The sequence below is a fragment of the Streptomyces sp. NPDC003327 genome (assembly GCF_053589515.1).
Window position 1 is genome coordinate 90,218 of sequence record NZ_JBSFSA010000009.1, and the last position, 19,749, is coordinate 109,966.

Here is a 19,749-nt window from a genome sequence, read left to right on the forward strand (position 1 = left end):
CGTGCGTGACGAAGAGGCCCCGCACCCGCGGGGCCTCTTCGCCATGCGCCCGCCTCCACCGCGCGCCGCCCCGATGGGTGCATCCGCTTGGTGCATCCGCGCGGAGGAGCCGTCGCATCCGCGTACGTCCCGGTTCATCTCCCTATGATCCGTCCCCATGTACGCCACCTCCCTCGCCGCGGCGGTGCTCACGAGCGAGAACCGGACGATCGTGGTCGTCGTCGCGGCCGTCGCCCTCGCCGCGCTGCTCGTCGCCCAGCTCCTCGTCCGCCAGGTCCTCGCGGCCGGCCAGGGCACGGCGAAGATGCGGGAGATCGCCGCCGCCGTGCAGGAGGGCGCCAACGCCTACCTCGCGCGGCAGCTGCGCACCCTCGGCCTCTTCGCCGTCGTCGTGTTCTTCCTGCTGATGCTGCTCCCCGCCGACAGCTGGTCGCAGCGGGCCGGGCGTTCCCTGTTCTTCCTGGTCGGGGCGCTCTTCTCGGCCGTCACCGGGTACGTCGGCATGCGGCTCGCCGTCCGCGCGAACGTGCGCGTCGCCGCGGCGGCCCGGGAGGCGACCCCGGGCCCCGGCGAGCCGGCGAAGGACCCCTCCGAGGTCGCGCACCGGGCCATGAAGATCGCCTTCCGTACGGGCGGGGTCGTCGGCATGTTCACCGTCGGCCTCGGCCTGCTCGGTGCCGCCTGCGTCGTCCTCGTCTACGCCGCCGACGCGCCGAAGGTCCTGGAGGGCTTCGGCCTCGGCGCCGCGCTGATCGCCATGTTCATGCGGGTCGGCGGCGGCATCTTCACCAAGGCGGCGGACGTCGGCGCCGACCTCGTCGGCAAGGTCGAACAGGGCATCCCGGAGGACGATCCGCGCAACGCCGCCACCATCGCCGACAACGTGGGCGACAACGTCGGCGACTGCGCGGGCATGGCGGCCGACCTCTTCGAGTCGTACGCCGTGACGCTGGTCGCCGCGCTGATCCTCGGCAAGGCCGCCTTCGGCGACCACGGCCTCGCCTTCCCGCTGATCGTCCCGGCGATCGGCGTGGTCACCGCCGTGATCGGCATCTTCGCGGTGGCGCCCCGGCGCGCGGACCACGGCGGGATGAGCGCCATCAACCGGGGCTTCCTCGTCTCGGCCGTCATCTCGCTCGTCCTGGTCGCCGTCGCCGCGTTCGTCCACCTCCCGTCCTCGTACGCCGGACTCCAGGGCGTCACCGAGCCGGGCATCCGGGAGCACGACGGCGACCCGCGGATCCTCGCGCTCGTGGCGGTCGCCATCGGCATCGTGCTGGCCGCGCTGATCCAGCAGCTCACCGGCTACTTCACCGAGACCCGGCGGCGCCCGGTCAAGGACATCGGCCGCTCCTCGCTCACCGGCCCCGCGACGGTCGTCCTCGCCGGCGTCGCCATCGGCCTGGAGTCCGCCGTCTACACGGCGCTGCTGATCGGCCTCGCCGTCTACGGGGCGTTCCTGCTCGGCGGGGCCTCGATCATGCTGGCGCTGTTCGCGGTCGCCCTCGCCGGGACGGGGCTGCTCACCACGGTCGGCGTGATCGTCGCCATGGACACCTTCGGCCCGGTCGCCGACAACGCGCAGGGGATCGCCGAGATGTCCGGGGACGTCCAGGGCGCGGGCGCGCAGGTCCTCACCGAGCTCGACGCCGTCGGCAACACGACGAAGGCGATCACCAAGGGCATCGCGATCGCCACCGCCGTCCTCGCCGCCGCGGCGCTCTTCGGCTCGTACCGCGACGCGATCGCCACCTCGGTCGCCGACGTCGGCGCGAGGGCGGGCGAACTGACGCTCTCCATGGACATCTCGCAGCCCAACAACCTCTTCGGGCTGATCCTCGGCGCCGCCGTCGTCTTCCTCTTCTCCGGGCTGGCGATCAACGCCGTCTCCCGGTCGGCCGGTTCCGTGGTGTACGAGGTGCGGCGGCAGTTCCGCGAACACCCCGGGATCATGGACCGCACCGAGAAGCCGGAGTACGGGCGGGTCGTCGACATCTGCACCAAGGACGCCCTGCGCGAACTCGCCACGCCCGGCCTGCTCGCCGTGACGGCGCCGATCGCGGTCGGGTTCGCGCTCGGCGTCGGCCCGCTCGGCGCGTACCTGGCCGGGGCCATCGGCACGGGCGCGCTGATGGCGGTCTTCCTCGCCAACTCCGGTGGTGCCTGGGACAACGCGAAGAAGCTGGTCGAGGACGGCAACCACGGCGGCAAGGGCAGCGAGGCCCACGCGGCGACGGTCATCGGGGACACGGTCGGCGACCCGTTCAAGGACACGGCGGGCCCGGCGATCAACCCGCTCCTGAAGGTGATGAACCTGGTGGCGCTGCTGATCGCGCCCGCCGTCGTCCGGTTCGGTTACGGGGAGGACGCCAGCGGCTGGCTGCGCGGGCTGGTCGCGGGGCTCGCGCTCCTCGTCGTCGTGGCCGCGGTCCGGGTGTCCAAGCGCCGCTCGGTGGCCGTGTCCTGACGTGGCGTCCGTCTCATTTCGGGAGTGGGCGTCCCCACTCTTCCTTGGTTCGAACGGTGGCAATATGGGGTGAATCGGTCCCACGAAAGGTGGAAGCCGCCCGTCCGGCGTGTATGTTCCGGGGCCGAGAGCCTCGGAAGGGATTCGATCCGGTGAACAAGAAGCTTGCGGCCGTACTGTCCGGCAGCGCGGTGCTCGTGCTCGCGCTGTCCGGGTGCAGCGACGACGAGGACAAGGTGGGCAACTGGGCGAAGACGTTCTGCGACCAGGCGAAGCCCCAGATCCAGAAGCGGGCCGACGCCCACCAGATCATCGTGTCGACGGCCGCGGACAGCAAGCCCGCGGAGATCCAGGCCGCCGACTCGAAGGCGTTCAAGGACATCGCCGACGCCGACAGGGCCCTCGCCAAGGCCGTCGAGAGCGCGGGCGCCCCGCCCGTCGAGAACGGCGCGACGATCCAGCAGTCCGCCATCAAGGAGCTCAACGCGACCGCCGCGGCCTACGACGGGCTGAAGAAGCAGGTCGACGCGCTCGACCCGAAGAACCAGCAGAAGTTCGCCGACGGCCTGGAGGACATCGCCAACGGCCTCGCGCGCATCGAGAAGATGGACCAGAACGCCCTCGCCAAGCTGGAGAGCGGCGAACTCGGCCAGGCGATGGCCAAGCAGCCCGGCTGCCAGAAGCCCACCGCCTCCACCCCGCCGGCCACCGGGTCCGCCTCCCCGGCGCCGGGCTCCACCGCCGACGGGGACGCGGGCTCCGACGGGGACTCCGGCGACACCTCCGACAAGCCGGCGTCCACGCCGTCGTCGAAGACCTCGGCCAAGCCCTCCGCCACCAAGAGCAAGAGCTAGTCGGCAAGCAGGTCCATCCAGGAGCGGGCGTCCGGCTTCCCGTCGGGTCGCCCGCCCCGATGTCGGTGGCGGCGGTCACAATGGGGGGCGTGAGTACGACCAGCCAGACCACCAGCCTTCCGGTGCCCGCGCACGCCGCCCGACTGCGCGAGGCGCTGCTCGCCGCCGACTTCACCGCCGACGGGCTGCTCGACCTGCTCGGCGCCTCGGCCTACGCCGCGCTCGCCCGCAGCGAGACCGTGCCGGCCCTGCGCGCCACCCGCGGCGACTCCCCGCTGGAGGCCCTCGTCCGGCTCTTCCTGCTCCAGCGGCCCGTCCCGCACGAGCGGGCCGCCACCGCGCTGCCGCTCGCGGAGGCCCTCGCCGACGGCTGGGTGGTCCGCGAGGACGACACCGTGTCCGCGACCGTCGACGTCCGGCCGTACGGCGGCCCGGACGGCGAGGACTGGTTCATCGTCTCCGACCTCGGCTGCGCCGTCGGCGGCGCGGGCGGCATCGGCAAGAAGGAGGAGGGCGTCGTCCTCGGTGTCGGCGGCGCCTCCACCACCCTCGCCGGCATCACCGTCCGCACACCGGTCTCCTCCGCCCTCGACCTCGGCACCGGCTCCGGCATCCAGGCCCTGCACGCCGCCCAGCACGCCACCCTGGTCACCGCCACCGACCTCAACCCGCGCGCCCTCGACTTCACCCGGCTGACGCTCGCGCTCTCCGGGGCCCACGAGGCCGAGTTGCTCGAAGGGTCCCTCTTCGCACCCGTCGACGGCGACACGTACGACCTGATCGTCTCCAACCCGCCGTTCGTGATCTCGCCCGGCACCGGACTCACCTACCGGGACGGCGGGATGGGCGGAGACGACCTGTGCCGCACGCTCGTCCAGGAGTGCGGGGAGCGGCTCAACGACGGCGGGTACGCCCAGTTCCTCGCCAACTGGCAGCACGTCGAGGGCGAGGAGTGGCAGGACCGGCTGCGGTCCTGGGTGCCGCGCGGCTGCGACGCCTGGATCGTCCAGCGCGAGGTCCAGGACGTCACCCAGTACACCGAGCTGTGGCTGCGGGACAGCGGCGAGCACCGGGGGGACCCGGAGGAGTACCGGCGGGCGTACGACCGCTGGCTCGACGAGTTCGAGGCGCGCCGGACCCGGGCGATCGGCTTCGGCTGGATCACCGTCCGCAGGAACCCCGCCGTCGCCTCCGGCACCGTCGAGCCCTCGATCGTCGTCGAGGAGTGGCCGCACCCCGTCGAGCAGCCCCTCGGAGACACCGTCCGCGCCCACTTCGAGCGCCAGGACTACCTGCGGAGCCGGGACGACGCCGCCCTGCTCGCCGACCGGTTCACGCTCGCCGACGAGGTCGTGCAGGAGCAGGTGGGCCTGCCCGGCGCCGAGGACCCGGAGCACGTCGTCCTCCGCCAGAACCGGGGCATGCGCCGCGCGACCAGGGTCGACCACGTCGGCGCCGGCTTCGCGGGCGTCTGCGACGGCTCGCTCAGCGCCGGCCGCATCCTCGACGCCATCGGCCAGTTGATGGGCGAGGACCCCGTGGTGCTGCGGGACCGCACCCCGCAGGCCATCCGCCTCCTCGTCGAGGAGGGCTTCCTCGTACCCGAGTCCCTGCTGCCCGACGCCCCGCCGCACGCCGAGGAAGGGGCCGGTGCTTGATACGGATCGAGCTCGACGAGGCCTCCCTCGGCGCGACCCGCATGGCGATCAGCCCGCTGCGCGACGCCTTCTGCGCGATGCACCTCGCCCTGCCGGGGCGCCACCCCTCCTGGCCGTACCAGGAGTGGGTGGGGCACGCCCGTGAGGCGTGGCGGGAGGACGACCGGCTGCGCCCGCTGTGGGACCTCTTCGCCGAGGGGCGGTACGAGGTCTCCGACTTCCTGCTGCCCCGTCCCGTCGGCACCGTCGACGTACGGGACGAACTGGACCTCCTGCGGGCCACCGACCCGGAGTTCGTCCGCGCCCAGGCGGCGGTCTGCTACCCGCACCTGCTCGACGCGCCGTTCCTCGCGCCCTATCTGAACGACCCGGAGGCGGCCTGCGGGGCGCTCGCCGACGCGTACGAGGCGTACTGGACGGAGGTCGTCGCACCGCACTGGCCCGTCATGCGGCGGCTCGTCGAGGACGAGGTCCTCGTCCGAGCCCGGACCTTCGCCACCGAGGGCATCGACGCGCTATTCCAGGGCCTGGAGTCGCGCGTCCGCTGGGAACCGCCGGTCCTGGAGCTGACGAAGCACCTCGACGCCGCGTACGCCCCCGGGGAGCGGCGGCTCGTGCTCGTGCCGCTCGTCTTCGCCGAGGGCTGCCGGCTCTACTCGGTCGACGACCCCGAGGTCTTCGCGCTCTCCTTCCAGGCCAGGGGCGCCGCCGTCCTGCGCGAACCCGCCGCGCCCGTCGCCGACGACCGGCTCGGGCTGCTCCTCGGGCGCGGCCGGGCGGCCGTCCTGCGCGAGCTGGGCGGCCCGCTGACCACGGCGGGCCTCGCGGACCGGCTCGGCCTCGCGCCCAGTACGGTCTCCGAGCACCTGTCGGTGCTCACCGACGCCGGGGTCGTCAGCCGGCACCGCGTCGGGCGCTCGGTCTACTACGAGCCGACGGACACCGGCCGTTCGCTCCTCGCGCTGCTCACGGGGGAGGGCGTCCTGGACGCGGTGGCCTGACGCGCGTCCGGCGCGGGTGCGGGGCGCGGGTCCGGGGCCGGGTCCGGGTCCGGGGCGCGTGGCCGCGGCCGGGTGCGGAGGACGAGGCGGAGGACGGTGAGGGGGCGACGATTCGGGGGATCCCGAATCGTTCGCGCCGCCCGCGCCCCCGCTCCTACCGTCCCGCCCATGCTCGCTGTCGAGGCGGACGCGCTGCGCCGCACCTACACCGTCGGAACCGGCTGGCCGAGGCGCCGCAGGACCGAGACCGAGGCCGTGCGCGGGGTCACCTTCGAGGTGGCCCCCGGCGAACTCTTCGGCCTGCTCGGCCCCAACGGAGCCGGCAAGACCACCACCATCAAGATGCTCAACACCCTGCTCCTGCCGACCTCCGGCACGGCCCGGGTGTGCGGCCACGACGTGGCCCGCGACCCCGTCGCGCCGTACGCCGCAGGATCGGGTACGTCTTCGGCGGCGACCGGGGCCTCTACGACCGGCTCTCCGCCCTCGACAACCTCCGCTACTTCGCCGAGCTGTACGGCGTCGAGGCCCGCGGACAGCGGCGCCGGATCACCGAACTCCTCGACCTGGTCGGGCTCCTGGGCCGCGAGCGGGAGCGCGTCGAGGGGTACTCGCGCGGTATGCGGCAGCGCCTCCACATCGCCCGCGGCCTGCTCCACCGCCCCGACGTCCTCTTCCTCGACGAGCCGTCCATCGGCGTCGACCCGGTCGCCGCCCGCGACCTGCGCCGTACCGTCGCCGACCTGGCGGCCGCCGGCACCACCGTCCTGCTCACCACCCACTACATGGCCGAGGCCGACGAACTCTGCGACCGGATCGCCGTCATCGCGGGCGGCCGCATCCGCGCCCTCGGCACCCCCGAGAGCCTCAAGTCCCGGGTCAGCGAACGGAACGTGCTGGAGATCGAGGTGTACGGGGTGGGTGAGGACCGTCTCGAACGCGTCCGGCGACTGCCCGGCGTGCGGGGCGCCGCCGTGGAGGACCGCGGCGCCGCCCAGTCCCTCACCGTGCAGACCGACCGCGGCGCCGAACCGCACGGCCCCGTGCTCGCCGCCCTCGACGGCCTCCGCGTCGGACGGGTCGTCAGCCGCGAACCCTCCCTGGAGGACGCCTACATCGCCATCGTGGAAGACGCGACGGAAGGGACCCCGGCATGACCCGCGCGTCCGACCCCACGCACCTCCCTGGCCCCACGCAGCTCTCCGACCCCACGGACCTCTCTCGCCCCGTGTGCCCCACGCACCCCACCCGCGCCGTGCACCCCGTCCGCGTGCTGCGGCTCGTCGGCGTCGGGGTCCGCACCCACGTCACGTACATGTCCCGCTCGCCGATCGAGATCACCTTCGCCGTCCTCGTCCCCCTCGTCTACGCGACCCTCGCCGTCTATCTCTTCCGCGCGGCCGGCGACCCCGACCGGCTGCTCACCGCCTCCGTCGGCGCCGGACTCATGGGCATCTGGGGCTCCGTCCTCTACGGCTCCGGCGGCGCCGTCCAGAACCAGCGCTGGCTCGGCACCCTGGAGAGCCTCGTCGTCGCGCCGACCCCCCTGGCGCTCGTCCTGCTGCCGATCACCCTCGCGACCGCCGTCATCGGCACGTACGCGATGGGCGCCACCCTGCTGTGGGGCGTGCTGCTCTACGACGTCCCCCTGGCACCGGCGCGTCCGCTGCTGTTCCTGCTCGCCGTCCCGGTGTGCGTGCTCGCGCTCGGGCTGACAGGACTGCTCCTCGCCGCCACTTTCGTGCTGCTGCGCAACGCCAACGCCCTGGCCAACCCGCTCGACACGCCCGTCTGGCTGCTCTCCGGCCTCCTCGTCCCGATCACCGTCCTGCCCGCCTGGACCCACCCGCTGTCCTGGGCGCTGCCCATGACCTGGGGCGCGCGGGCCGTGCACGCGTCGACCTCCGGTGCCGCCTCCACCGGGGAGGTCCTCACCCCGCTGCTGGTGGCGGTGGCGCTCGGCCTCGGGTACGCCGTCGCCGCCGTCCTCGTCCTCGGCCGGGTCGAGCGCCGGGCGCGCGCCGCCGCGACCCTCGCCCTCACCTGAGCGGTCCCGCGTCCCCGCCCCTGCACCCTCCCCCGCCCCCACCCGAACCGACCGCCTGAAAGGCCATCCGAGATGTTCCGCTTCCTCGCCCCGGCCCGGCTCGTCCTCGTCGGCGGAGCGCTCTCCTACCGGGCTCTCTTCAACTGGACGACCCCACCCATGTTCATCGGAACACTGCTGGTCGGGCCGCTGCTCCAGGTCTTCTTCTTCGTCTGCCTCGGCCGCCAGCTCGGCGTCGCCGACGACCGCTTCCACCTCGTCGGCAACGCCGTCCTCGCCGCCTCCGCCTCCTGCGTGTACGGCGGCACGATGGCCGTCGCCAACGAGCGCCGGTACGGCACGCTGGGCGCCGTCCTGCTGTCACCCCGCCGCCGGGTCCCGCTGTGGGCCGGGCGAGCCCTCCCGTACGTCCTCAACGGGCTGCTGATCAGCGCCTTCGTCCTCACCGTGGCCGCGCTGCTGCTCGGTCTGCCCGTACCGGCCGGGGCGCTGCCCGGCCTCGGGCTCGTGCTGCTCGCCGCCGCCGTCGGCTGCTCGGCGTTCGGGATCGCCCTCGGGGCGCTCGGGCTCCGCTTCCGCGACGTGTTCCTCGTCTCCAACGTGGCGAGCTCCGGCCTGCTGCTGCTCACCGGCGCGGCCGTGCCCCGCGCGACGCTGCCCGACTGGATGCGGCTCACGGGCGAGGTGCTGCCGCTCACCCACGCGGCCGACGCCGCCCGCGGGCTCGCCGCGGGCGGCGGGCTCGACGGGCGGCTGCTCGGGGCCGAGCTGGCGGTGGCCGCCGGATGGGCGCTGGTCGCCGTGGCCCTGCTCGCCCTCTTCGAGAGGGGCAGCCGCCGCCGGGCCACCCTCGACGTGATGTGACGAACGACGGGCTGAGGAGAGCCGGGGGAGAGACGCGCAAGAGCCGAGGCGGAGGAGGAGAAGTCGACGACCGGTGGTCGGAGCGGCCGGAGAGGCCGGAGCGGCCGGAGGGGCCGGAGGGGCCGGAGGGGCTGGAGGGGGACGGCCGGGTGGGGAACAGACGTGCGGGGGAGCAGACGAGCGGGGGACCAGCGGGCCACTACCGGCCATCTTCGTGAAACCGGCCGACCCGCTCCGCGTCGTTCACCCCGAATTCGCGTGCATGACGCCGGAAGGTGCCAGCCTCGCACCGGGAGACGGACAGCACACGGGGAACGGAACGGGGTACGGGCATGGAGAGCGGGCCGGCGATCTTCGCGGGAACGGCGTTCACGCTGTTCGGAGGCGCGCTGCTGCTGTGGACGGCCGTCCGCGCACGGCACGGCCAGCCCGTCGCGCACGGCGTCGCGCCTCGTACCGCCATCGCCCTCACCAGCCTCACCGGCACCCTCTTCCTCACCCTCGGCGTCTGGTGCTTCGGCCGCCTCTGAGACGCGCGGCACACCGCTCCCGCCCCGCCGGTCCGGTGGTCCGGGCGGCAGGAATGCCAGGAGTCGGGTTACCGTTCGAGTGGCCGTTGCGGGCTTTGGCCGTTTGACACGGGGGCGGGTTGTACCGTCACACTCCGCAGCGACGGGAGCGTCACCGTCCGTGTCGCTGCCGTGCGTGCCCGGCGCCGCGCGCCGCACGTGCCCGTACGGGCCAGAGAGTGTCGACCGGAGAGAAGAGCGAAAGTTGTCCCCGACCAGCGAGACCGCACACGGCGGCCGCCGACTCGTCATCGTCGAGTCGCCTGCCAAGGCGAAGACGATCAAGGGCTACCTCGGCCCCGGCTACGTCGTCGAGGCGAGCGTCGGGCACATCCGCGACCTCCCCAGCGGCGCCGCCGAGGTGCCGGAGAAGTACACGGGCGAGGTGCGCCGCCTCGGCGTCGACGTCGAGCACGACTTCCAGCCGATCTACGTCGTCAACGCCGACAAGAAGGCGCAGGTCAGGAAGCTCAAGGAGCTGCTCGCCGACTCCGACGAGCTCTTCCTCGCCACCGATGAGGACCGCGAGGGCGAGGCCATCGCGTGGCACCTCCAGGAGGTCCTGAAGCCCAAGGTCCCCGTCCACCGGATGGTCTTCCACGAGATCACCAAGGACGCGATCCAGGCCGCCGTCGCCAACCCGCGCGAGCTGAACCAGCGCATGGTCGACGCCCAGGAGACCCGCCGCATCCTCGACCGGCTCTACGGCTACGAGGTCTCGCCGGTCCTGTGGAAGAAGGTCATGCCGAAGCTGTCGGCGGGCCGCGTGCAGTCCGTCGCCACCCGGCTCGTCGTCGAGCGCGAGCGCGAGCGCATCGCCTTCCGCTCCGCCGAGTACTGGGACCTCACCGGCACCTTCGCCACCGGCCGCGCCGGTGACCCGTCCGACCCGTCCACGCTGGTCGCCCGCCTGAACACGGTCGACGGCAGGCGCGTCGCGCAGGGCCGCGACTTCGGCGCCGACGGGCAGCTGAAGACCGCGAACGTGCTCCACCTCGACGAGGGCGCCGCGCGGGCGCTCGCCGCCGCGCTCGCCGACACGGCGTTCGCCGTCCGCTCGGTCGAGTCGAAGCCGTACCGCCGCTCCCCGTACGCGCCCTTCCGCACCACCACCCTCCAGCAGGAGGCGAGCCGCAAGCTCGGCTTCGGTGCGAAGGCGACGATGCAGGTGGCGCAGAAGCTGTACGAGAACGGCTTCATCACCTACATGCGTACGGACTCCACGATCCTGTCCGACACCGCCGTCGCGGCGGCCCGGGCGCAGGTCACGCAGCTGTACGGCGCCGACTACCTGCCCGAGAAGCCCCGCGTCTACGCCGGCAAGGTCAAGAACGCGCAGGAGGCGCACGAGGCGATCCGCCCCTCGGGCGACCGCTTCCGCACCCCGGCCGAGACCGGGCTGACCGGCGACCAGTTCAAGCTGTACGAGCTGATCTGGAAGCGGACCGTCGCCTCCCAGATGAAGGACGCGACCGGGAACTCGGTCACGGTGAAGATCGGCGGCCGGGCCGCCGACGGCCGCGACGCCGAGTTCTCGGCCTCCGGCAAGACCATCACCTTCCACGGCTTCATGAAGGCGTACGTGGAGGGGGCCGACGACCCGAACGCGGAGCTCGACGACCGCGAGCGGCGCCTGCCGCAGGTCGCCGAGGGCGACGCGCTGGCCGCCGAGGAGATCACCGCGGACGGCCACGCGACCAAGCCGCCGGCCCGCTACACCGAGGCCAGCCTGGTCAAGGAGCTGGAGGAGCGCGAGATCGGCCGCCCGTCGACCTACGCCTCGATCATCGGCACCATCCTCGACCGCGGCTACGTCTTCAAGAAGGGCACGGCCCTCGTGCCGTCCTTCCTCTCCTTCGCCGTGGTGAACCTCCTGGAGAAGCACTTCGGGCGGCTCGTCGACTACGACTTCACGGCCAAGATGGAGGACGACCTCGACCGCATCGCGCGCGGCGAGGCCCAGTCCGTGCCGTGGCTGAAGCGTTTCTACTTCGGCGAGGGCGACTCCGCGGCGGCCACGGGCGGCGCGGCCGACGCCGGGAACGGCGACGGCGACCACCTCGGCGGCCTCAAGGAGCTCGTCACCGACCTCGGTGCCATCGACGCCCGCGAGATCTCCTCCTTCCCCGTCGGCAACGACATCGTGCTGCGCGTCGGCCGCTACGGCCCGTACGTCGAGCGCGGCGAGAAGGAGCAGGAAGGCCACCAGCGCGCCGACGTCCCCGAGGACCTGGCGCCCGACGAGCTCACCGTCGACCTCGCGGAGGAGCTGCTCGCCAAGCCGAGCGGCGACTTCGAACTGGGCACCGACCCGGCCACCGGGCACCAGATCGTCGCCAAGGACGGCCGCTACGGCCCGTACGTGACCGAGGTCCTCCCCGAGGGCACCCCGAAGACCGGCAAGAACGCGGTCAAGCCGCGGACCGCCTCCCTCTTCAAGACGATGTCCCTCGACACCGTCACCCTGGAGGAGGCGCTCAAGCTGATGTCGCTGCCGCGGGTCGTCGGCACCGACGCCGAGGGCGTCGAGATCACCGCGCAGAACGGCCGCTACGGCCCGTACCTCAAGAAGGGCACGGACTCGCGGTCGCTCACCGACGAGGAGCAGCTCTTCACGATCACGCTGGAGGAGGCGCTGGCGATCTACGCCCAGCCCAAGCAGCGTGGCCGGGCGGCGGCCAAGCCGCCGCTGAAGGAGCTCGGCACCGACCCGGTCAGCGAGAAGCCGGTCGTCGTCAAGGACGGCCGCTTCGGCCCGTACGTGACGGACGGCGAGACCAACGCGACCCTGCGGACCGGCGACAGCGTGGAGACGATCACGCCGGAGCGGGGGTACGAGCTGCTCGCCGAGAAGCGGGCGAAGGGCCCGGCGAAGAAGGCGGCCAAGAAGGCGCCGGCGAAGAAGGCCCCCGCGAAGAAGGCCACCACGGCCAAGAAGACGGCGTCGAAGACCACGGCGGCGAAGAAGACGACGGCCGCGAAGAAGACGGCGGCGAAGAAGACCACCGCCGCCGCCGCGAAGAAGGCGGCCGCGGCGAAGCCGACGGAGTAGATCCGGCAGGGTCGGCTCCGGCGGAGTGGATCCGTCGCCGGAGGGGCGGGGGGCTGATCGCCTCCGCCCCTCCGGCGTTTCTCGTGCGGCCTCCGTGGGGCGCGTCCGGGTCGAGGCCGGGGCGTCCTCGGGTCGGGGCCGGGTCGGGGCGGGGGCGTCCTCGGGTCGGGGCCGGGTCGGGCGCGGCTCGCGGTGCGGACCCGGTTCGGGCGCGTGTTCGGTCGCGGGCCCCGGTGAGCCGGGGCGTCCGGATAGGGTGGACGGATGACGCGAGCAGAGCAGCCAGACCGCGTGAACGCCTCCGACGCCGCACTCGTCGCGGACTCCCGGGAACGTGCCGTACGGGCCCTCTTGCGCCATCAGCCGTTGCGCCGGCTGTGGAGCGCCCAGGCACTGGGCGGGGTCGGCGACGCCGTCGCCCTCCTGGTCCTCGTCCTCCTCGGCCTCCAGGCGGCCGTGGCCCAGGACGCGTTCGGCGGGGGCTACCGGGGCGCCGCGTTCGCCGTGGCCGCCGTCGTCGGCGCACGCCTGCTGGCGTCCCTGCTCCTCGGCGCCGTCCTCCTCGGGCCGCTGACCACGCTCACCGCGCCCGGCGGCGCCCTGGACCGGCGCTGGACCATGATCGGCGCGGACGGCCTGCGGATCGCGCTGCTCGTCGTCGCGCCCCTGTGGATCGACTGGGTCCCGGGCAGCGCCCTCTGGTACGTGCTCGGCACCGTCTTCGTCACCGGCGCCGCCGAGCGCCTGTGGACCGTCTGCCGCGAGGGCGCCGCGCCCGCGCTGCTGCCCGCCGCGCCCGTGGAGGGCGACGCCGTGCGGCCGCTGCCCGACCACCTCGGCGCCCTGCGCCGGCTCTCGCAGCGCACCGGCTTCCTCGCCGTACCGGCGGCCGCGGCCGTGCTGCTCGTCGCCACCCTGATCAGCAACGTCCTCGGCTCCGGCGTCGACTGGTTCACGCAGCACCAGGCCGCCCTCGGCTCCTACGTGGCCGCCGGGCTCTTCGCCGCCTCCGTCAGCGTCCTCGCCGCCATGACCCTGCCCGGTGGCCAGACCCCGCGGCCGCGCTCGCCCCTGGAGGGGCTGCGCCGCCCGGCCGCGGAGAAGGCGTCGGCCGCCGGGACCGCCCCGGAGACGGGCTCGGGCGAGGGCTCGGGCAAGAGCTTCGGGAAGGGTTCCGGGAAGGGTTCCGGGAAGGGGGCGACCGGCCGTACGGGAGCCGTACCGCTGCTCGTCCTCGCCTGCGCCACCGTCGCGGGGGCCGTCGCCGCCGCCGCGTCCCTCGCCGCCCTCCACGCGTACGACCTCGGCGGCGGCCCCGTCACGTACGCGCTGCTCGTGCTCGCCCTCAGCGGCGGCACCGCCGTCGGCATCCGCACCGCGCGTTCCGTCCTGCCCGTGCTGTCCCGGCGCCGGCTGCTCTCCCTCGCGCTCGCCGTCACCGGCGTGGCGCTGATCGCCGTGGGCCTCGTGCCGGACACGGCGACCGTGCTGTTCCTCGCCGCCCTCGCCGGGTACGTCGCCGGGGTCGCCGCCAACACCGGGCACACCCTGATCGACCAGGAGACCGAGGAGCCCCGCAGGGAGCGCACCACCGACCACCTCCAGGCCACCGCACGGGTCGGCATCGGCCTCGGCGCGCTCGTCGCCCCGCTGCTCGCCGCAGCGATCGGCCCGCACCGGCTCGCCTCCGACTCCGGCACCTTCGTCTTCGCGCACGGCGGCGCCGCCTTCACCCTGGCGCTCGTCGGCGCCCTGCTGCTGCCCGTCGCCGCGCTCGTCCTCGCCAGGACCGACGACCGGGCGGGCGTCCCGCTCCGCCGCGACCTGCGCGACGCGCTGCGCGGCTCCGACCCGGCCCAGGCACCCTCCCCGACCGGTTTCTTCATCGCCCTGGAGGGCGGCGACGGCGCCGGGAAGTCCACGCAGGTCCAGGCGCTCGCCGACTGGATCCGCGCCAAGGGCCACGAGGTCCTCGTCACGCGCGAGCCCGGCGCCACCCCGATCGGCAAGCGGCTCCGCTCGATCCTCCTCGACGTCTCGTCGGCGGGGCTCTCGAACCGCGCCGAGGCCCTCCTGTACGCGGCCGACCGCGCCGAGCACGTCGACTCGCTGGTCCGGCCCGCCCTGGAGCGGGGCGCGATCGTCATCTCCGACCGGTACATCGACTCGTCCGTCGCCTACCAGGGCGCAGGCCGCGACCTGTCCCCGACCGAGATCGCCCGCATCTCGCGCTGGGCGACCAGTGGCCTCGTACCGAACCTGACCGTGCTCCTCGACGTCTCCCCGGAGACCGCGAGGGAACGGTTCACCGAAGCGCCCGACCGGCTGGAGTCCGAGCCGCCCGAGTTCCACGCGCGCGTGCGGGCCGGTTTCCTCGCCCTCGCCGCCGCCGACCCGAGCCGCTACCTCGTCGTCGACGCCGGCCAGGAGCCGGAGGCCGTCACCACCGTCGTACGCCACCGGCTCGACCGCGTCCTGCCGCTCTCCGAGGCGGAGGTGAAGGCCGCCGAGGAGGCCCGCCGCAAGGCGGAGGAGGAGGCCAGGCGCCGCGCCGAGGAGGAGGCCGCCCGCAAGGCCGAGGAGGAGCGCCTGGAGCGCGAGCGCCAGGAGCAGCTCGCCAAGCTGCGCGCCGAGGAGGAGGAGCGCAAGCGGCGCGAGGAGGAAGAGGCCCGCCGTCTGGAGGCCGAACGCCAGGCGGAGGAGGCCCGTCGCCGCGCCGAGGAGGCCCGGATCGCCGCCGAGGAGGAGCGCCGCCGGCGCGAGGCCGAGGAGAAGGCCCGCCGCGAGGAGCAGGAACGCCTCCGCAAGCAGGCCGAGGAGGAGGAGCGCCTCCGCGCCGAGGCCGAGGCGCGTCGCCTGGAGAAGCAGCGCAAGGCCGAGGAGGCTCTGCTGCGCGCCGAGGAGGCCCGCCGGGCGGCCGAGGCCGCCGCCGCCGCGAAGGCGGCGGAGGAGGCTGCCGCCAAGGCCGCCGCGGAGAAGGCCGCGGCCGAGGCCGCTTCCCGGGCGGCGGCGGAGAAGGCCGCCGCCGAGCGCGCGGCCGCCGAGCTGGCCGCGGCGGAGCGGGAGGCCGCGCGCAAGGCCGCGGCGCAGAAGCAGGAGGCGGAGCGGAAGGCCGCGGCGCAGAGGCAGGAGGCGGAGCGGAAGGCGGCGGAGGCCGCCGCGCGGGCCAAGGCCCGTGCCGAGGCCCGGGCCGCCGAGGCGTCGGCGAACGAGGTCACCGTGGAGACGCCCGTCGTGAAGCAGGAGGGGAGGGGCCGCGGGGCCGGTGCCCCGGACACCGCTCCGACCGTCTCGCCGAACGAGGTCACCGTCCCGACGCCGGTCGTGCGCCCGGACACCGCCCAGCGGCCGGAGGCGGCCGACGCCGAGACGACCGTCCTGCCGCAGATCCGCGACCCGCGGGCCGTCGACGAGACGGCGGTCCTGCCGACCGTCCGCGCGACGGACGACCCGGCCGACCGGGTGCCGCCGGGCATCTTCCGGGACGAGCGCGAGGAGCGCGAGCAGCGCGACGAGCCGGCGGGCTCCAACGACCGGACCCGCGAGCTGCCCCAGCTCGACGAGCACGGCCGCCCGCGCCGCCGCTCCGACTGGGCCGAGGAGACCCCGCTCGACGACCTCCCGACCCTGGCGGACGAGTTGTTCGGCCCGCACGAGGACGAGGAAGAGCCCGAGGACCGGCGCGGCCGCCGCCGCTGAGGCGTGCGCCGGGGAGCGCTGCGGGCCTGACCCGTCCGTGGTGCGCGCCTCCCCGTCGTCGAGAGCGGCGAGCGGTCCGGCCGCCTGGGCCGCGTCTCCCCGGCGCGAGCCGCTGCCGGGGCGCCGAGCGGTGCCTCGTCGCCCTCGCCGTGGGTCCCGCGGGGCCGGTGGGTGGGGCGGCCGGGCGGTGAGGGGGTGGAGCTGGCACCACCATGAGGTGGGCAGGCAGCCCCATACCGTCGTGACCTGCGCTTTTCTAGCGTGGGGGCATGACGACGACAGCGGTGACGGACAACGCGCCCGCGCTCGCCCTCCACGGGGTGAGCCGGACATACGGACGGCGGGGCGCCGGGGCCCCCGCGCTCGACGGGGTGAGCCTCACCGTCCCGCGCGGGCGGTTCCTCGCGGTGATGGGACGGTCCGGCTCCGGGAAGTCCACGCTGCTGCGGTGCGCGGCGGGCCTCGAACGGCCCACGGCCGGCACCGTGCGCATCGGGGGCACCGACCTCGCCCGGCTCAAGACCGCCGCCCTCACGCGGCTGCGGCGCGACCGTGTCGGCTTCGTCTTCCAGTCGCTGAACCTCGTCTCCGCCCTGAACGTCCGGGAGAACGTCTCCCTGCCGCTGCTCCTCGCCGGTGCCCGCGCCGACCGTGCACTGGACGCCCGGGCCGTCACCGGACTCGCCGCCGTCGGCCTCGCCGAGCGCGCCGACGACCGGCCCGAGGACCTCTCCGGCGGCCAGCGCCAGCGCGTCGCCGTCGCCCGCGCCCTCCTCAACGACCCCGAGGTCGTCTTCGCCGACGAACCCACCGCCGCCCTCGACCCCGTCACGGCCGCCGAGGTCCTCGCCCTGCTGCGCCGCGCCGTCGACGAGCGCGGCCGCACGGTCGTCCTCGTCACCCACGACCCGGTCGCGGCCGCCTGGACCGACGAGGCGGTCTTCCTGGACCAGGGACGGATCGTCGGCAGCCTCGACCGGCCCGGTGAGGCAGCGGTCCGCCGCGCCCTCGCCGGAGCCGGATCGGTGCGCCCCTCGGCGGTGGCGCGATGAACGCCGCCGTACGGCTCCTCGCGGCCCGCTCCCTGCGCACCCACCGCAAAGCCTGGACGGCCGTCTTCGCCGCCGTCGCCGTCACCTCCGCGCTGCTCGGCGCGCTCGCGCTCGCCCTCGGTTCGGCCGGGCTCGGCCACGCGCGCGTGGAGCGGTACGGGGCGGCCGCCGTGGTCGTCGCGGGCGACCAGGAGATCCGCTGGACCACCAAGCCCTGGGGCGGCGAGACCCAGACGGTCACGGCCGGGCTCACCGAGCGGGTACGGATCCCGGCGGCCGCCGTCGACGTCGTACGGGCCGTCGACGGCGTCCGCGCCGCGGTGCCCGACGACAGCTTCACCGTACGGACGGACGACGGCGCCGGGACCCTCCCCGGGCGCTCGTGGGACGCCGCCGCCCTCGCGCCGTACGCCCTGACCGAGGGCCGCGCGCCGCGGCACCCGGGCGAGGCCGTCGCGGGCGCCGGACTCGGGGTGCGCGTCGGCGACGTGATCCGCGACGCGACGACCGGCGCCGTCGCCGGTACTGCCCCCGGCTACCGGGTCGTCGGCGTCGCCCAGGGCCCCGCCGCCGTGTACGTCACGGCCGGCGAGGCTCGGGAACGCGCCGGGCACCCCGGGGCCGTCGACGCCGTCGGGGTCCTCGCCGAGCCCGGCGTCCCCGCGGCCACCCTCCACGCGCGCGTGACGGCCGCCCTCGACGAGGCCGGACTCAAGGACACCGCCGCCGGACAGCCGCTGCGGGCCCTGACCGGCGACGCGCGCGGCGGCGCCGAGCACCTCGCCGCCCTCCCCGCCCGGTCCGAGCTCCTCCAGATGCTGGCCGCGGTCTCCGGGACCGTCGTCCTCGTCGCCGTCCTCGTCCTCGCCTCCCTCGTCGCACAGGCGCTCCAGCAGCGCGCCCCCGAACGCGCCCTGCTGCTCGCCGTCGGCGCGACCCCCCGTCAGATCAGGGCCGCCGCGGGCCGCGAGGTGACCCGGGTGGCCGGGGCGGCGGCGCTGCTCGGCGCCCTCGGCGCCGTACCGGCGCACCTGGCGCTGTGGTCGGCGCTGCACGCCCGCCCCGGAGCCGTACCGGACGGACTCGTCCTGCCGGAGCCGTCCTGGCTGCTCGCGGCCGGCCCGCTCGCGGCGGCCCTGGTGGTCGTCGGAGTCGCCCGGTCCGTCGTGCTCCTCGCGGCCGGCCGCGCCGACCGGGCGGGTGCGGGCCGCGGCCGCGCCCGGCTCGTGTCCGGAGTGGTGCTCCTGGCCCTGGGCGTGGCGGCGGCGGTGGCGGCCGCAGGGCAGGGCGGCGAGGCCGCCGGTGCGGCGGCCGGGGCGGCCACGGTGACGCTCGTCGCCGGGTGCGCGCTGCTCGGACCCTGGATCGCGGGGGCCGCGATGCGGCTCCTCGACGCGCCGCTCCGCCGGACCGGCGGAGCGCCCGGGAGGCTCACGGCCGCCGGGGCGGCCGCCCACTCGCGCCGCCTGGGCGCCGCGCTCACGCCGGTCGTCCTCGTCACCGCCTTCGTCCTCGTCCAGCTCACGGCCGGTTCCACCCTCGGCAGGGCCGCCGAGGAGCAGGCGCGGGCCGCGACCACCGCCGACCTCGCCCTCTCGGGGCCGACGGCCGAACAGGTGCGGCAGCGGCCCGGGGTGACGGCGGCGACCGACGTGCTGCGCTCCACGGTCGTCCTCGCCCGTACGGAGGCGGGTGCGCCCCGCCTCGACCGGCTCCCCGTCCTCGGCGTCGACGCCGCGGGCCTGGCGGGCACCCTCGACCCCGGCGTCACGGCCGGCGACCTGGCCCGGCTCGCCGCGCCCGGCACCGTCGCCGTCGGCGCCGACACGGCCGACTCCCTGGACCTGCGGACCGGTTCGACGGTACGGCTGCGGCTCGGCGACGGCGCCGAGAAGGAGCTGCGGGTGGTCGCCGTCTACGAACGGTCCCTCGCACTGGGCGAGTTCCTCCTGCCGAAGGCCGAACTGGCGGCGCACATGACCGATCCGTATCCGGCCCGCGTCCTCGCGGCGCTGGACGGGGACCGGGAGGGGAGCGGGCCGGCGCCCGAGCCGGAGCAAGTGGCCCTCCCCGGAGCCGCGTTGCAGGGCATCGTCTCGGCGGCCGTCGTCGGAGCGATCGGCGCGCTCACCGTCCTCTCCGTCCTGAGCACCCTCGCCCTCATCGGCGCCGGGCGGCGCGGCGAACTCGACCTGCTCCGGCAGGTCGGCGCCTCGGCCGGCCAGCTGCGGCGGATGCTCGGTCTCGAAGCCGGGTTCCTCACCGCCACCGGCCTGCTCCTCGGAGCCGTGGTGGCCGGACTGCCGTTGACCGCCTTCGCCCTGGCGCTCACGGGCGGGCTGCCGCATCTGCCGCCCGTCCAGGCCGGGTTGATCGCCGGAACGGTGGCCGTCACCGTCGTCGCGGGCGTGTTCGCCTCCCACCGGGCGGGCGGCCGCACCGCGCGGTGAGGCCTCCCACCGGGCGGGCGTCCGCACCGCGAGGTG

At 75.0% G+C, this 19,749-nt stretch carries 11 protein-coding genes and 1 pseudogene; all 12 read left to right on the forward strand.

Annotation, left to right across the window (positions count from 1 at the left end):
* Positions 1-157 precede the first annotated feature (157 nt).
* Positions 158-2,467: a sodium-translocating pyrophosphatase gene (locus ACWDVG_RS11085; protein ID WP_451698359.1), complete on the forward strand. Its 2,310-nt coding sequence runs from the start codon at positions 158-160 to the stop codon at positions 2,465-2,467.
* Between the two features lie 152 nt (positions 2,468-2,619).
* Positions 2,620-3,321: a small secreted protein gene (locus ACWDVG_RS11090; RefSeq protein ID WP_451698361.1), complete on the forward strand. Its 702-nt coding sequence runs from the start codon at positions 2,620-2,622 to the stop codon at positions 3,319-3,321.
* A gap of 80 nt (positions 3,322-3,401) precedes the next feature.
* Complete coding sequence (locus tag ACWDVG_RS11095; protein WP_451698362.1) at positions 3,402-4,979, forward strand: DUF7059 domain-containing protein; 1,578 nt, start codon at positions 3,402-3,404, stop codon at positions 4,977-4,979.
* Positions 4,976-5,980 carry a helix-turn-helix domain-containing protein gene (locus ACWDVG_RS11100; RefSeq protein WP_451698364.1) on the forward strand — a complete coding sequence of 335 codons (1,005 nt, stop codon included), beginning with the start codon at positions 4,976-4,978 and terminating at the stop codon, positions 5,978-5,980. The genes ACWDVG_RS11095 and ACWDVG_RS11100 overlap by 4 nt, the downstream gene beginning before the upstream one ends.
* A 168-nt stretch (positions 5,981-6,148) precedes the next feature.
* A pseudogene (locus ACWDVG_RS11105) lies at positions 6,149-7,137 on the forward strand (ATP-binding cassette domain-containing protein).
* Entirely contained in the window at positions 7,134-8,027 is an 894-nt protein-coding gene (locus tag ACWDVG_RS11110; protein WP_451698366.1) for an ABC transporter permease, read from the forward strand. Before ACWDVG_RS11105 ends, ACWDVG_RS11110 begins: the two are co-directional and overlap by 4 nt.
* Before the next feature lie 72 nt (positions 8,028-8,099).
* On the forward strand, positions 8,100-8,891 hold the full coding sequence (locus ACWDVG_RS11115) for an ABC transporter permease (protein ID WP_451698368.1): 792 nt from the start codon (positions 8,100-8,102) through the stop codon (positions 8,889-8,891).
* Between the two features lie 332 nt (positions 8,892-9,223).
* Positions 9,224-9,421: a hypothetical protein gene (locus ACWDVG_RS11120; protein ID WP_451698370.1), complete on the forward strand. Its 198-nt coding sequence runs from the start codon at positions 9,224-9,226 to the stop codon at positions 9,419-9,421.
* Between the two features lie 244 nt (positions 9,422-9,665).
* Positions 9,666-12,512, forward strand: coding sequence for a type I DNA topoisomerase (topA, locus tag ACWDVG_RS11125; protein ID WP_451698372.1), 2,847 nt, complete (start codon positions 9,666-9,668; stop codon positions 12,510-12,512).
* Positions 12,513-12,776: 264 nt separating this feature from the next.
* Positions 12,777-16,211 carry a dTMP kinase gene (tmk, locus tag ACWDVG_RS11130; RefSeq protein ID WP_451698374.1) on the forward strand — a complete coding sequence of 1,145 codons (3,435 nt, stop codon included), beginning with the start codon at positions 12,777-12,779 and terminating at the stop codon, positions 16,209-16,211.
* A gap of 269 nt (positions 16,212-16,480) precedes the next feature.
* Positions 16,481-17,263: an ABC transporter ATP-binding protein gene (locus ACWDVG_RS11135; RefSeq protein ID WP_451698376.1), complete on the forward strand. Its 783-nt coding sequence runs from the start codon at positions 16,481-16,483 to the stop codon at positions 17,261-17,263.
* The gene (locus ACWDVG_RS11140) at positions 17,260-19,713 is read left to right on the forward strand and encodes an FtsX-like permease family protein (RefSeq protein WP_451698378.1); all 2,454 of its coding nucleotides are present in this window, start codon (positions 17,260-17,262) and stop codon (positions 19,711-19,713) included. Before ACWDVG_RS11135 ends, ACWDVG_RS11140 begins: the two co-directional genes overlap by 4 nt.
* The last annotated feature ends 36 nt before the right edge of the window (positions 19,714-19,749 follow it).

Bases quoted from the DNA above. Each gene is read 5' to 3' on its own strand.
- ACWDVG_RS11085 (WP_451698359.1), top strand. From the start codon at position 158: ATGTACGCCACCTCCCTCGCCGCGGCGGTGCTCACGAGCGAGAACCGG.
- ACWDVG_RS11095 (WP_451698362.1), top strand. From the start codon at position 3,402: ATGGGGGGCGTGAGTACGACCAGCCAGACCACCAGCCTTCCGGTGCCC.
- ACWDVG_RS11110 (WP_451698366.1), top strand. From the start codon at position 7,134: ATGACCCGCGCGTCCGACCCCACGCACCTCCCTGGCCCCACGCAGCTC.
- ACWDVG_RS11115 (WP_451698368.1), top strand. From the start codon at position 8,100: ATGTTCCGCTTCCTCGCCCCGGCCCGGCTCGTCCTCGTCGGCGGAGCG.
- ACWDVG_RS11120 (WP_451698370.1), top strand. From the start codon at position 9,224: ATGGAGAGCGGGCCGGCGATCTTCGCGGGAACGGCGTTCACGCTGTTC.
- tmk (WP_451698374.1), top strand. From the start codon at position 12,777: ATGACGCGAGCAGAGCAGCCAGACCGCGTGAACGCCTCCGACGCCGCA.
- ACWDVG_RS11135 (WP_451698376.1), top strand. From the start codon at position 16,481: ATGACGACGACAGCGGTGACGGACAACGCGCCCGCGCTCGCCCTCCAC.
- ACWDVG_RS11140 (WP_451698378.1), top strand. From the start codon at position 17,260: ATGAACGCCGCCGTACGGCTCCTCGCGGCCCGCTCCCTGCGCACCCAC.